Annotated in this window: 12 protein-coding genes and 2 tRNA genes; 3 read left to right on the top strand and 11 right to left on the bottom strand. The window is 43.7% G+C overall.

What is annotated here, in order from left to right; translation table 11 throughout:
- Window positions 1–40 precede the first annotated feature (40 nt).
- The gene (locus DTQ70_RS05520; RefSeq protein WP_122934281.1) at window positions 41–517 is read left to right on the top strand and encodes a methylated-DNA--[protein]-cysteine S-methyltransferase; all 477 of its coding nucleotides are present in this window, start codon (window positions 41–43) and stop codon (window positions 515–517) included.
- Window positions 518–590: 73 nt separating this feature from the next.
- On the opposite strand, the gene DTQ70_RS05515 is transcribed toward DTQ70_RS05520, so the two are convergent.
- From DTQ70_RS05515 to hppD, 5 genes are all read right to left on the bottom strand, one after another.
- A complete protein-coding gene (locus DTQ70_RS05515; RefSeq protein ID WP_122929879.1) occupies window positions 591–1,136 on the bottom strand; it encodes a fasciclin domain-containing protein in 546 nt (181 codons plus the stop codon).
- A gap of 352 nt (window positions 1,137–1,488) precedes the next feature.
- A tRNA-Pro gene (locus tag DTQ70_RS05510) sits at window positions 1,489–1,563 on the bottom strand.
- Window positions 1,564–1,584: 21 nt separating this feature from the next.
- A tRNA-Ser gene (locus DTQ70_RS05505) sits at window positions 1,585–1,671 on the bottom strand.
- A gap of 115 nt (window positions 1,672–1,786) precedes the next feature.
- Window positions 1,787–2,512 (bottom strand): phenylalanine 4-monooxygenase, encoded by a 726-nt coding sequence (gene phhA, locus DTQ70_RS05500; protein ID WP_122929878.1) that lies wholly within the window; start codon window positions 2,510–2,512, stop codon window positions 1,787–1,789.
- Between the two features lie 18 nt (window positions 2,513–2,530).
- Window positions 2,531–3,664, bottom strand: coding sequence for a 4-hydroxyphenylpyruvate dioxygenase (gene hppD / locus DTQ70_RS05495; RefSeq protein ID WP_122929877.1), 1,134 nt, complete (start codon window positions 3,662–3,664; stop codon window positions 2,531–2,533).
- Window positions 3,665–3,908: 244 nt separating this feature from the next.
- Between hppD and DTQ70_RS05490 the strand changes: the two genes are divergently transcribed.
- Window positions 3,909–4,646: an alpha/beta hydrolase gene (locus DTQ70_RS05490; protein WP_122929876.1), complete on the top strand. Its 738-nt coding sequence runs from the start codon at window positions 3,909–3,911 to the stop codon at window positions 4,644–4,646.
- A gap of 8 nt (window positions 4,647–4,654) precedes the next feature.
- Here the strand turns inward: DTQ70_RS05490 and DTQ70_RS05485 are convergent, their stop codons facing one another.
- From DTQ70_RS05485 to DTQ70_RS05460, 6 genes are all read right to left on the bottom strand, one after another.
- Entirely contained in the window at window positions 4,655–5,047 is a 393-nt protein-coding gene (locus DTQ70_RS05485; protein ID WP_206019640.1) for a hypothetical protein, read from the bottom strand.
- A gap of 228 nt (window positions 5,048–5,275) precedes the next feature.
- The gene (locus DTQ70_RS05480) at window positions 5,276–6,280 is read right to left on the bottom strand and encodes a M28 family peptidase (RefSeq protein WP_122929875.1); all 1,005 of its coding nucleotides are present in this window, start codon (window positions 6,278–6,280) and stop codon (window positions 5,276–5,278) included.
- A 70-nt stretch (window positions 6,281–6,350) separates the two neighbouring features.
- A complete protein-coding gene (locus DTQ70_RS05475; protein ID WP_122929874.1) occupies window positions 6,351–9,410 on the bottom strand; it encodes a putative Ig domain-containing protein in 3,060 nt (1,019 codons plus the stop codon).
- Between the two features lie 74 nt (window positions 9,411–9,484).
- A complete protein-coding gene (locus DTQ70_RS05470; protein WP_122929873.1) occupies window positions 9,485–12,025 on the bottom strand; it encodes a putative Ig domain-containing protein in 2,541 nt (846 codons plus the stop codon).
- 93 nt (window positions 12,026–12,118) lie between these two features.
- Entirely contained in the window at window positions 12,119–12,613 is a 495-nt protein-coding gene (locus DTQ70_RS05465) for a hypothetical protein (protein WP_122929872.1), read from the bottom strand.
- A 175-nt stretch (window positions 12,614–12,788) separates the two neighbouring features.
- Complete coding sequence (locus DTQ70_RS05460; RefSeq protein ID WP_122929871.1) at window positions 12,789–13,400, bottom strand: DJ-1/PfpI family protein; 612 nt, start codon at window positions 13,398–13,400, stop codon at window positions 12,789–12,791.
- Window positions 13,401–13,669: 269 nt separating this feature from the next.
- Between DTQ70_RS05460 and DTQ70_RS05455 the strand changes: the two genes are divergently transcribed.
- Window positions 13,670–14,434, top strand: coding sequence for a ferritin-like domain-containing protein (locus DTQ70_RS05455; protein WP_122929870.1), 765 nt, complete (start codon window positions 13,670–13,672; stop codon window positions 14,432–14,434).
- Window positions 14,435–14,441: the final 7 nt, after the last annotated feature.

Below are 14,441 nucleotides of genomic sequence, written 5' to 3'. Positions count from 1 at the left end.
AAAAAACCTATTTTTATTTCAATTTTATCAACTACAACCCATGTCTATTGCGTATTTGCAAACGCCCCTCGGAGTAGCTCACATTGAAGGTGACGACGACGGCATCCAAAAAGTGACCATTACTAGCGATGCCTTCCCTACCCTCGAAGCCCCAACCTGTGAGATAGTACAACGCTGTGTAACCCAATTGAAAGAATATTTTGAGGGAAAACGTCAAGAGTTTGACTTAAAGCTAAATCCCCAAGGAACCGAATTTCAACGACGCGTTTGGCAGGAATTACTCCTTGTTCCTTATGGCCGAACCACTTCTTATTTAGCACTTTCTCGGCAACTAGGCGACGAAAAAGCTATCCGTGCCGTGGCGGCTGCCAATGGCAAAAACCCCATTTGGCTCATTGTTCCGTGCCACCGTATCATTGGCTCTGACGGTAGCCTGACGGGCTATGCGGGTGGTCTTTTGCGCAAAAAGTGGCTCATTGAATTTGAAAAGGGAGGATTGCAGGGAAGTTTGTTTTAGTTGGCACAAAATAAAAAAAGCGGTGGAAAATATCCACCGCTCGCAGGTCGTAAGCTAACCATCTACACCTAACCTATCCTGGCATTACGACTGTATCAATAACGTGAATCACGCCGTTGCTTTGATACACGTCCTTGATTGTTACTGTTGAGGTGCCTCCTTTTTCGTCAGTAAGAATCAAATTTTTCCCTTTCATTGTTACTTTTAGCGTTCCGCCCTGTACCGTTTTGAAGGTAGCCGTTCCACTTCCTGCTTTGATGGCCTCGGCGATGGCTTTGGAATCCATTTTACCCGCTACTACGTGGTACGTTAAAACAGTGGTAAGCGTTCCTTTGTTCTCAGGCTTCACTAAGGTCTCTACTGTTCCCGCAGGCAATTTGTCAAAAGCGGCATTCGTAGGAGCAAAAACCGTAAATGGACCTGCACTTTGCAAAGTTTCTACCAATCCAGCGGCTTTCACGGCTGCTACTAGCGTTGTGTGGTCTTTAGAATTAACCGCATTTTGCACGATATTTTTTGACGGGTACATTGGTGCTCCACCTACCTCTACTGTTTTTTCTTGGGCAAAAGATGCGTTGAAAATAAATGCCGACACGAACAACATTACTAGCTTTTTCATTGTGTTTGTAATTTGGTTTTTAATGGATTGTTGAAGTTTTGAATTACAAACAGACTTACGGCGATTGGTCAGTACTTAGATTTGAAGGAGGCTATTTTTCTTGGAATTTCTTTAAAATTATTATACAAAACATTGACTATTAGCACTTTATATAATACAAAAAAATAAGTAGAGAGTTTGATTAAAGTTTTACCCGCAGACTTTCGCAGATTTAACCCGCAGATTGTCGCTGAAAAAACTCATTAAGTCCTTTTTCAGCGACAATCTGCGTTTGAATTATTCAGCGGGTTTCTGCGGGTAAAAAATGAAGCTATAGAAAATAAAAAAGCCTTCCAAATTGGAAGGCTTTCTGTCGGGATGGCAAGATTCGAACTTGCGACCTCCTGGTCCCAAACCAGGCGCGATGACCGGACTACGCTACATCCCGATTCCTGCTATTTCAAGCAAGCGGAGGGAGAGGGATTCGAACCCTCGGTACCCTTGCGAGTACGGCAGTTTAGCAAACTGCTGGTTTCAGCCACTCACCCATCTCTCCGTTTAAAGGCTGAACGATAAATTAAAACCGCGTTGGCTTGTCGTTTATCGAGGCGCAAATATAGGGGTTCTGAAATGTTTAAAACAAATTTTTTCGCAAAAAAACTTATATTTTTTTACACCAAAAAGTGCATTTCTGCTAAAACAGCCTCAATATCAGGCACTGAACGATACAATTCATCGAAAGAATTTATGACAAAATAATGGTCTTGAAATCGGTCGATGTGGTAAGGAGATGCTAAAAGCGCTCTTACATCAAAACGAATTTTGGGAACATCCGCGCGGAGGCAATAGGTACTTTCGCCAATCGAGGACAAAATACCTCCCCCGTAAATTTTGAGTCGGTTTTCTTCTTCAATCAACCCAAACTCCACGGTGTACCAATACAAACTACCGATTTGTTCAATGGCTTCGGGGACATCGAGCCACCGCAAAGCCACTTTACTTAACTCCGACATAAAATCACAAAACGGCTGGTGTGCCAACAGTGGCACGTGTCCAAACGTGTCGTGAAACATATCGGGTTCTTCCAAATAGTCCAATTGCTCGGGCGTACGTAGCCAAGTCGAGGCGGGGAATTTTTGGTTGGCCAACAATTCAAAAAAATCACGTTTAGGAATCAAGCCCGTCACAGGCTCCACCTCCCAACCCGTCAGCGCCCGTAGGCGTGGATTGGTTTCGGTTTCGAAATTAGGGATATGGTCGGCGACAAAGCCCACTTTTTGAATTCCTTCTACGTACGTTTTGCTCGCCATGAGCGGCAATTGTTCCATTTGCCGCTCAAACAGCGTCCTCCAAACTTGGTGGTCGCTGGGTGTGTAATTATTAAAGTCCTGCTGCATTGTTTTACCTGTTAGGTGCTACAACGTTCCTCTTAATTCTTGCTCGCGTTCGATGGCTTCAAACAATGCTTTAAAATTTCCTTTACCAAACGACTTTGCTCCTTTGCGTTGAATAATTTCAAAAAACAAAGTCGGGCGTGGCATAATCGGTTTGGTAAAAATTTGAAGCAAATACCCTTCATCATCGCGATCTACCAAAATACCTAACTTACGTAAAGGCTCTAAGTCTTCATCAATATGACCAACGCGCGACAATAAATCATCGTAATACGTGGTAGGCACTCTCAAAAACTCAATGCCACGGTTTTGCAGTTCGGTCACGGTTTCTATGATATTATCGGTAGCAACGGCAATATGCTGCACCCCTGCTCCACCGTAGAAATCTAGGTATTCTTCTACCTGAGATTTTTTCTTTCCTTCGGCAGGTTCGTTAATGGGGAATTTGATTCGTCCGTTTCCGTTGCTCATTACTTTACTCATCAGGGCAGTGTAATCGGTCGAAATATCTTTGTCGTCGAACGATACCAACTGATTGAAACCCATTACATTGGCATAAAAATCCACCCAAGGTAACATCTCATTCCACCCCACATTTCCTACCATGTGGTCCACATATTTTAGACCAATTTCGGCAGGACGGTACACAGGATTCCATGATTTAAAACCTGGCAAAAAAACGCCTTTGTATTGACTTCTTTCTACAAAAATATGAACGGTATCCCCATACGTATGAATACCCGAACGTACCACTTTCCCAAACGCATCTTCTTCCACCACAGGCTCAAAATAAGGTTTTGCCCCACGTCGAACGGTTTCTTCAAATGAATACTGCGCATCGTCCACCCACAAAGCGACCACTTTAATACCATCACCGTGCTTGTCGAGGTGTTTCCCTATTTCGGTACCACCTTGAAGCGGCGACGTTAACACTAATCGGATTTTATCCTGTACCAACACGTACGACTCACGGTCGCGAAGGCCCGTTTCTAAACCTGCATACGCCAAGGGTTGAAAGCCAAAAGCAGTCTGAAAAAAATGAGCTGCTTGCTTGGAATTTCCGACATACAACTCCACGTAATCAGTGCCATTGAGGGGCAAAAAATCGGTGGTTGTTTTTACTTCTCCTTCAAATTCTACCGCTACACTGTTCATATCTTTCTGATTTTTAGACTATTGAGTACTATGTTTACGTTTGTTGATGAAGTGCAAAATATTTAATTGTTTTACTAATTATTATTTTACTTACAATTTTATAAACAATTATTTACAACGGCAAATTTCTTGTGATTTTTTAATAAACTTATCCATTAAATTTTGATGAAACCGAAACGACTACTTTTGTTCCATTTGGGCAAGTAGTATCTTCGCCCCAAAACAGCCGTCCCTCATTTTCTCCATGCGATATTTTGTTTCAGTTTTCAGCCTGATTGTCCTCTCAATTGTCACTTTCGCCCAATCCGCTCCTTTTAAACAAGACAGTGTCGTGTTTTTGGATGCAACTAGAAATCGGGCTATTCCCGTTGAACTCTACCTTCCCAACTCGTTGAAAAAGGCCAAAGTGGTAATACTAAGCCACGGATATGGCTTCAATAAAGGGGGAGATAATCGAGCTTATTCTTATTTAACAGAAGCGTTGGCAGCATCGGGTTACCTAGTAGCTAGCATCCAACACGAGCTTCCTACGGATGATTTATTGCCTCTGACGGGGGTACCTCAGGTAGTTCGGCGACCCAATTGGGAGCGTGGTGCCACTAACATTCATTTTGTGTTAGGCGAACTCAAAAAACGCTTCCCTCAGGCTGATTACCGACACGTGGCATTGATTGGACACTCTAATGGGGGCGATATGTCGGTGCTCTTTGCGCATCAATACCCCAAATTAATCAACAAAGTGATTTCGTTGGACAATCGACGAATGCCATTTCCACGCACTCGCAACCCCAAAATTTACACCTTGCGCTCAAGCGACCAGCCCGCTGATGAAGGGGTACTACCAACTCCTGCTGAGCAAAAAAAATATGGCATAACAGTAGTACAGCTTCCGAACACTATCCACAACAACATGGATGACAGTGCTAATGAAAGCCAACGACAAGAGATGGTAGCCTACATATTAGGCTTCTTGAAAGACTAAATGTCGTTTCAAAGAGGCTTCGTCTGGTGTGTTACTTCGGCTAAGTAACCAATGGCATTAAAACGAAGTATCACTTTGGGACCTTCCGATTTTTTGGTGATGTCATTACAATGAGGGCCTTTTTCAAAAAAATAGACGTAAAATTTTTGATCACGACCCGCCAACTGATGAATGTCGGGGCGACCCAAGAGTTGCCCTACTTCGTCAATGTGTTTTTTTAAAAGTTGGGCTTCAATTTTTTTAAAATCTCCCAGCTGATTTTTGCGAATTCCTTCACATCCTCCACGGTCGCTGCGCCATTTTTTTAGGTCTAACGTCCCAATTTTATCAGGAGGAGGGGTACAGTTTGTCATTGCAAGCAACAGAAATCCTACCCAAAAACTATTATTATTGATTTTCATTGGTCTTTTTTAATTAAAACTACGCTTTCTCATTTTGGTTTTCGTGGTTATGAGTACCCACGGTTTCGGTTGTGAGCAACCGAAAGCACATTCGGTGCAAGCGGTTACTCATAACCGCGGCCCGCTGCGAACTAAATCTTGGCACAAGTTTTCGGTTGTGAGCAACCGAAAGCACATTTGGTGCAAGCGGTTACTTATAACAGCGGGAGACTGCTCCGCACGGAGTTTTTATTGTTCTTGGTACAGCACTTGCACTAAGGTTTGCCCGACGGCCTTGAGCGTTGTTGGGTCGATGTTACGCATGTCATCCGTGTGGGTATGCCACGCGTCAAAGAACGTTTTGGTAGGGTTGTTCATTTGCAAATGAATGATGTCCACCATCGGGATTTTGGCCGTTTCGTTAACTGGCAAATGGTCGTCAGTAATGGCAGCCCCATCTTCTTGAATAAAGTACGAACTATACCCAAGTTGGCCCGCAATGTTCCAAATATTCCGCGTGATTTCTCCCGCGTATTGATTTGAAAAAGCTTCCTTAGGAAACGTTGCACCCTTTGCCCCTACCATGTCTAGCAATACTCCGTAATAGGCCGTATAGTTGGGAACGTGTTTGTTGGCCGCCCAATACTGCGAGCCTAGGCAAAATCCCGTGAATTTATCCTTGGCCACTGCGGCATTGCCACCGTCTTCTACGTCAAAAAACATAATATCAACCCCTACCGATGGTTTTTGGGCTGCTTGCTGAATCACCCTCGCTAGTTCAATGAGTACACCTACGCCGCTAGCGCCGTCGTTGGCACCGTCGATGGCGCCTTTTTTATTGGTCGGGTCTTCATCAGCTACGGGGCGGCTGTCCCAGTGCGACGCCAATAAAATCCGCTTAGTAGCTTGCGGGTTAATACTCCCAATGATATTGCGGGCATTGAGTTTTGAGCCGTCGTAATGCGTTGCCGTAAATTTTTGCTCGGTCACCGTACATCCCAGCCGTTTTAACTCTGCCACCAAGTAATCACCGCACTTCACGTGGGCCGAAGTATTGGGGACTCGTGGCCCAAATTTCACCTGATTGTCAATGTATTTATAGGCTGAATCGCCGCTAAACGCGGGAGCTTTTACAAGGCTGGTCGTCGAAGATGCAGTTGTTTGTTCTGAAGTCGATGAATCTGTACTGGTACCGCAATTCCAAAGCGTAATTGACGCCATCGCTGCTACTACCCACTTGGTTGATCTAAACATGGAGTTGATTTTCTATTTTTTTGAAAGTACAAAAGTAAGGCAAGTTTGGCATGTAAATGCTCACTCTTGCCTACAGTTTGAGGATTTTAATGATTTTTTTGAGAGAACCATTTTCTAGGATTTTGAGAAAATACGTTCCTTTTGGCAAAGCCAATGACGTCATGTCGATGTAGGCTATCTCCTCTACCACCGTAACGATTGACTTGTTCAACGGCAAACTACTTCCCGTGGCGGTCAATAGTTGATACTCGACCGATGCCAATTCCAAATCTTTGGGTAGTTTTACATTACACACTCGATCAAACGGGTTTGGATAGGCTTCCCAGTCTTGCAATGTTTGGTCTGATTTTACCGTAAATTGGATGGTGGCTGCGCTCACTTTGGCCGAATCATTAAAAGCAACCGCCTCTAAAACATACCGACCTGCGATTGGTACAAAACCCATTTCTTCATCAAAAAGGGTAAAAGGAAAGCGCGTTGCTGTATAATTTTTTGAATACGGCCCACGAAGCACAAAATTCACCTTGGTAGCAGGGGCTTCACTATTGGCATACACGGTAATGCTTTGGGGCAATGTAGTCTCTGTTAAAACATCGCCATTTTTCAAAATCCCCAAACTTTTTCGCAAACCTGCTTTTCCTGCCTGAATCAGCTCAAAACTCAACTGGGCTTGCTTCACTTCTATGTTGAAGGTGGTTGAAGTTGACGTTTCGTCATCGTCCACTGCCCGTAATGTCACCGAATATATCCCCGCTGCGTTCGCTATTCCCGAAATTTCATTGTTTTTAAAGGTTAGCCAAGACGGCAAATTTGGGGCTTCGATTCGATCGACGTACCCATTGGTATCATAAAAAAGTGAGTCTGAAACTTTGTATGAAAAACGCTGGGTTACGTACAATTGAGCGTTGGGAGGCGTGTATCTGAGCACGGGAGGCACATTTTGAGTTCCGTACAAATCCACCTTGATAACAAAGGCCGTCTCGACCGAATCGCCCCCGTTGTCGTATGCACGGATTCCTAATTTATAGGTTCCCAATTGGGTGGGCGTTCCTGTCAACGTGCTTGTTACAGCATCATACGTAAGCCATGATGGCAGTCCTACTGCTTTTACTTTTGTGATTTGCCCATCAGGATCGGTAAAAATAGAAGCCGGGACTTTGAAACGAAAGGCTCTGTTTTGGGCAATTGTTTTTTCGGGCAACAACTGTTTGACAATCGGCGACCGATTTAGAATTTTCACTTTGAAGGAAGTCTCTACAAACGCACTGTCGTCATCAATGCCGCGCAACGTAATCGTAAACGTGCCTTGTTCTTGTGGATAAGCCGAAAATTCTTTTGAATTGAACGACATCCAAGGCCGCAGTCCAATGGCTTGGGTGCGAACAATCATGCCGTCGGGGTCATCAAAAATATCTCCCTGAATCGGATACGAAATGGTTTGATTGAGCGAAGATTCAAAATCGGGAAGCGTTCGCTTGACGACAGGTTTTTGATTGACATTCACTATTTTAAGCAAAAAGCTAGTTTGAACCGTTGCACCTTCGTCATCGATTGCTCGCAAAGTAATTTTTGACTCTCCAAGTTGATCAGGCACTGTCCCCGTAAATGTACCATTTGAGAAAGCTAACCACTGCGGTTTTTCGAGGGCTTCGATGGTAACGATTTCACCATCAGGGTCTAAAAAAACGTCTTTGGGTAAGGTATAAGAATACGTCTTTTTGGGTTTTGTAGCGCGGTCAATGATTGGATTTGCCACGACTGGATAGACATTGGACGCCAAAATTCGCCAATAGTCGTCGCCCAAAATATCTTCTTCTAATTTTACGTCAATGGGCGAAGGCTGCGGATGGGTTCTCCACGCTTTTTCTACGATTGTTGAAGTTGAGTCAAGTACCTCGGTTACTTTGTAAGTTATGGTCGCGTTGCTTCTTAGCTCACTCCAAGGTCTATTTTTCCATCGTGCTGCCACTGGACCAAAAATGAACGGCAAACGAGCATCTTTGGTGCTTGCTACCATGGTCACGACATTACAGCCATTTTCAAAACATTCATCAAAATGTTTAATGAGCAAATCATCCGAATAAACGGGTGAAAAGAACGTTTCGTTCATTATCCATTTTCCTGGGCGATTAGACCGAACCACATCCGTAATGAAACGATGATTCCAGTAAAGGTCGTTGTGCACCTTAGTTCCATCGGCATTTTCGTCCAAATTTTTAAACGCAATTGTACCCCGAACAGCAGCTTGTACATCAATCACCGCGCCGTATTCATTGACAACTTTATACGACGGATTCACCTGTTTAATGGTACGAATACTTTGATCAATAAAGTTTTTAAGCTGGAGGTGAGAAAACAAGTACCAATCTTTCCCCGCGCGGGTTCGGTACGCAGGCAAAGGGCGATAAGCAGTAGTTGGCGGTCGAGCGTCGTTGAGGGACGTAAATTTGGTTCCCCAAATGTAATTGAGCTTATTGATGCGCTTATACTGCTGCGTAATCCAACCTTTAAATGCCTCCAAAGAGGGCGACGAATAGTCAAAACCTGTGGGATACGCCTGTTTATAATCACCGTTTAGTTCGGTCTCGTAATGATAGCCAAGCTCTTGGGTTGGCGTATTGACAAAAGTTACGTACAAGATATTGCCCTGCGACTGGTAGGAATTATAACGTTGACATACTTCTTTTAAAAAACTTTGGGCTTTGGTCACTGTTGGCGCGTGGGCAAAGCTAAAGCAGGTTCGGCCATACACGCCCCAAAGCGGTCGTCCTAAATCATCGTTCATGGTTTCATTCAGCGTCCAAAAACCCTGAAGCCGTTCTACTTTCCGTCCAAGCATAATGCGGATACCCGCTTTTATGCCCAGTCGAGCAATTTGTTCCATTTGGCGATCGGGCTGTCGCCAATCGGGTTGTGAGGTTGCGGTTTTATATACTTCATCCCAATAAATCGTCAACACGACCAAATTAGCGCCTGCTCCTACCGACTGCTCGATGATGTCGGCACCGTAATCTGGTTCAGCATTTAGATTCAACAGCTGCAAACCTACGTATCGCTGCTGCGCGCCCTGCTGCGCAACCGCCATCGTCGCCCAAATCACTCCTAACCAAATTCCTACTATTTTTATCATTTTGGACTAATAAGTGGGTTGTAAGCAACCCTCTACACCTGAAATACGGGTTGTAAGCAAACCGTTTCACTTGATTAATACTTGACGACTCGAAACACTTTCCACGTGGCATCTTCGAGTTGTAATTTTAAGAAATAAATGCCTGCGCCAAGGCGCAATTGCCTCAAATTGAACGAAATTTGTGTTCCTGAGCGGTACATCGTTTCTTCAGGTACTGTAATCTCTTGTCCTAAAAGCGTCACAAAACGAGGAGAGGACAGTTTGCCCGAGGGGTGTTTGAGATGAACAAAATCAGTGGCTGGATTTGGGAATACCGACCAATCTTCTACCGAAATTGGTTGTTTTGAAACTGGATCTGAGGGCAAAAAATCCAATTCATATTCTGTTGACGCAATCAATTGTTTACGAAAATAAGCCTTACCTCTCAAAAAATACTTTCCTGCCGTCACTGGAAGGCCAGCGTCTCCTTCATAAAGCGAAAAAGGAGAGCTTGTTGTAGATGTTTTTTGGTACTGCGCCCCCGTAATTTCCAAATCAAAAGCATCAAAAACGGCATCGCAATTGGCATACACATTGACCGCCGTTGGCAATTGGTGTTGCAACAATTGCTCTTTCGGTTGCAACCGTTTGATCAAAAATCGCTGTCCAGGTTTTCCCGCTTGGATTAAATCAAAGTAAACCGTAGGGTAATTGATGGTAATGGTAAAAGATGTTTCAACGACCGCATCTTCGTCGTCATACCCCCTTACCCGCAACGAATACACCCCAACAGTATCCGCCAAACCGCGAATCTCTCCTTTGCGGTACTGCGCCCATGCAGGTAAGCCAATGACTTCCATTCGACTGATAAAGCCATCCAAATCAACAAACGTACTGTCTGAAATTGAAAGAATAAAGGGTTGCTTATACAACCCTTCGGCATTAGAAATACGTTTTCGTAGCGTCGGTGCTTGATTAAAACGGCCTAAATTATCAACAATAATCGTAAAGGTTGTTTCAACGATCGCCCCGTCGTCGTCGGTAGCTCGCACGGTAAAAGTATAAATTCCTGTTTGGGTCGGCGTTCCAGAAAAAATACCATTAGAAAACCTAAGCCATGACGGTTGTCCTTGCAGTGCGACACTGCTGATGGCACCATCGACGTCCACAAATACCTCCGAGCTCAAGCGATAAGAAAAGGGAGAATTTACTTTGATGGTCTTGGTAGGTAGTGGGTTTTTAACATAAGGCGGGCGGTTAATCGCTCCTTGCAGCGAATCAGCCAAAATATCTTCGATCATCCGAATATTCACTGGGCTTCGATTCGACTCTGGCCCTGCGCGATTGGCCCATTCCCCATAAACTCCGCCGCTGAAATAGCCAAACTCCAATACCCGAGATAAGTTGTAAGTCATGTAAGCTTTGGGCAACACATCGACAAAAGGAGCAGACAGCCACTTAGTAGCTGTACTTTTTAGAATAGGTTTGGCTTGCTCCAATACTTCTTTTGTACCAAGTACCACACTAATCCAGCGTGCGCCGTGGGCATAGCTCTCATCAAATTGCTGGGTAATAAGTTCACTTGCTTTCTGCGCCCTAAAGTCGGGAAAAACTTCATTCAAAATCCACTGATTTGGCAGTACATTGCTCCGCAAAATATCCATCGAAAAACGGTGGTCATAGCGGACGTCATTATTGATTTTCACCCCATCTGTTCCTGCGTTCAAATCTCTGAACGCAACACTACCACAAACTGCGCTGAGCTGGTCAAAGACTGACCCAAAATCTGTAATAACGCGGTAGCCCGAGTGCACATTTTTGATAGCGCGGGTTGTTTGTTCAATAAACTGCTTAAAAATAGCGTGCCGAAACACGTACCAATCTTTTCCCGCCTGTCCCCAAAATACTTGGTCGCGATTGGCCAAAGCCGTTTGGGGTTCTACCTCTTGAAAGTCTTTGTAATCCGTTTGCCAAAAAACATTGAGACGGGCGATTTTGGTGTATTTTCGACTTAGCCAAATCCGAAACTCGCGCTTCATCGCAGGAGAATAATCAAACACAGTGGGCTGCGCGTATCCCTCGGGCGAATTTTCAAAGAAATATCCCGTTTCTTGCGTAGGAGTTAAACACACCGATACCCAAGAAATAATACCTTGCTCTTGCGCAGTTTTGTATCGCTCGCATACTTCTTTGATAAAACTATTGCCCTTATCAACCGCTGGCTGACTTGCAAAGCTAAAATACGTACTCGCATAACCAGACACCAACGCACGGCCTTGCTGGTCGCGCTGCCGTTCGTCATTGGACATAAAACCTGCAATTCTGCCCTCATTGCGACCCAAATAAATACGTAACGCAACTTTTACACCCAATTTCTGGGCCAAGGCAATTTGACTATCGTATTTTTTCCAATCGGGCTGAGAGGTAGCCGAGGGATACACGTAATCCCAATGTATCGTTAAGTGAACGGCATTACAGCCTGCCTTTACGGCCTCTTCCATCATGTCGAGTTCAGCATCTGCCGCCCGACTCAAATTGAGTTGAAGATAAGCCAAATACCGCTGCTGGTCGTTGGCATGGACACCCGAAACCATCAACATCATCCCCAACCACCACAAACACCATTGACGCTTCATAAGATGTGGATTATTAAAATGAAAAAAGGTTAGAAAGTAAAGAAAAGCAACGTTTTCCTAACTTTCTAACCTTCAAAAGTATTAAAAGTTTACTTAAATCGACTTTTTACCCGTCATACGGAAAGTATAAGTATAGGCTCTTCCCAAGCTATCTTTGTCATTTGAGACGTTCTCGAAAGTGATGGTATTGTTTCCGATTGTACCAATCTTCACGCCAGTGTCCAACATTTCATAGTCGGATGTACCCTCCACTTTTTTCAACTCAATGCTGTCAAACGCATCGCTATCTTTTTCAGTTTGGCCATTGGTATATTTTACGGTTTGAACAAAGGCAATTGTCACAATGTTCGACGCTTTTTTGGCAACGTCCAATACGGCAGTTAGTTCATAACCGTTCCCTTTGATTGGCAAAGAAATGGTCTCAGAAATCTCAGAAGCCGCAGAAGCGTATTTTATTGACTCGGTTATTTTGTCAACGTTGTATGTTCCAATCACCTGTTCGGCAGGTTCTGGTTCAGGTTCGGTTTTCGAGCAGCCTGCCAAAAGTGCTACTGCGAAAAAGAGAGATGCGTAAAGGTATTTTTTCATGGTGATTGAGATATTAAAGTGGCTTTTTTGTTTAGAAAGTTTATGTTACTTTTTTTATCCCTCATTTCTAGGGATAAATTAGCTTGTCATTCTAATAAACGAGAATTCTTGAGCAAAGTATTAAAACTTTGGAAAAATTACAAATTAGCCCCACTTTGTTTCGATTATCTTTCATTTATTGCCAATAGTCGTACTGGGCATAACGGGCAGCTTCGGTAGCGACTTCGGCTCCGATAAGCTTACTCACCACATAGTACGACATATCAATTCCTGCCGATACTCCTGCTGACAAAATAACAGCACCATTGTCAACGTAACGTACGTTTTCAATCACTTCAATGTTCGGGGAAATGGCCCTTAATGACCCAAGCGCCATAAAATGAGTGGTTGCTTTTAAGCCTTCTAACAACCCTGCATTTCCTAAAATCAACGCGCCTGTACAAACCGACAAAATCAGTTCAGCTTGGGCGGCTTGCTTTTTTACCCATTCTAACACCACTGGGTTATCCATTTCCCGCCGACTCCCAAAGGCAACTCCATCAGCCGTGTACCCACCACCACCAGGTAGCAAAACTATATCGGCTTTTGGCATATTTTCAAACGTAAAGTCAGGGGTAACTTTCAATCCGTTTCGTGCAACAATCGCTGACTTCTCCGCCACCGTAAAAACATCAAACGGTTTCTGCGGGAGCGTCCGTAAACCAGCTACACTAAAGACCTCATAAGGCCCTGCAAAATCAAGAACTTCGACTTCGTCGAACAGAAAAATGGCTACGCTACGTGTCATCAATTTTTTATTTTAAAGATTTTTAACAAAAAATAATTATTTTTTATATGTTTTTAATACAATAAAAACACAACTTAAATTAGTGTAACAACCTGATTATCTGAATATAAACACATAGTCTTCTTTTAAATATTTTATTTACAATATTTTTAATATTCTCTTCTTTTACGGCTGTTTTTTTTCTCCTAAATCCGCCAGATGAAAGCCAACCGTATGTACGGATGTATTTGATTTCCAAATGCAGTTAAACGTTACAATGCCTTATTTCTATGGAAAAATCAACTATTTCAGAAACAAAAGCCAAAGGGCCAACGGTTCCAAGCATTCCTTCTGCAGAGCGAAGATTATTTTTACGCCACTTGGGCATCTTTGCCGCATCTACTACTTCGTTTTTGATGGCTTGTTCAAAAAGCCTCGACCTTTCACCTACTGGTGGCTCGATGGTCCATTCTGGGGCAAGGGTAAATGCTGATGGCTCCATTGATTTGGGAGCAGGCGACATTGGAATCCTTAATTATGCGTATGCTTTGGAGCAATTAGAAACTGCTTTTTACACTGTTGCTCAAGAAAAAACGGCAGGATTAACCTTTGATGAGCTTCAAGTCTTGCAAGAAATCAGAGAGCATGAATTGGTACACCGCGAATTTTTCAGAGCAGTACTGGGAGCAAATGCCATTCCTGACCTAGATTTTGACTTTTCGACGGTCAACTTCAATGACCGTAACAACGTTTTTCAAATTGCTAACATCCTAGAAAGCACTGGAGTAGGAGCTTATAACGGTGCGGCGCGATACATCAAAAACGCGGATATTATAGGAATTGCGGGTAAAATTGTTTCGGTAGAAGCGCGTCACGCGTCAGTAACGGGGCACATGTACTTGCCTCTGCCTGGCTCTACGTATTCTTTCGGTTTTGGTACGACTGATTCAAATGGTTTGGACGTTGTGTATAAACCATCGGAAGTGCTACCAATAGCCCAAGGATTTATCAAGCAAAAATTGAGCGGAGCCAATTTACCAACCACTAACGCCTAAATCACAG

It is taken from the genome of Runella sp. SP2 (genome assembly GCF_003711225.1).
Taxonomy (GTDB): domain Bacteria; phylum Bacteroidota; class Bacteroidia; order Cytophagales; family Spirosomataceae; genus Runella.
This window is presented reverse-complemented; position numbering and strand designations above follow the sequence as displayed.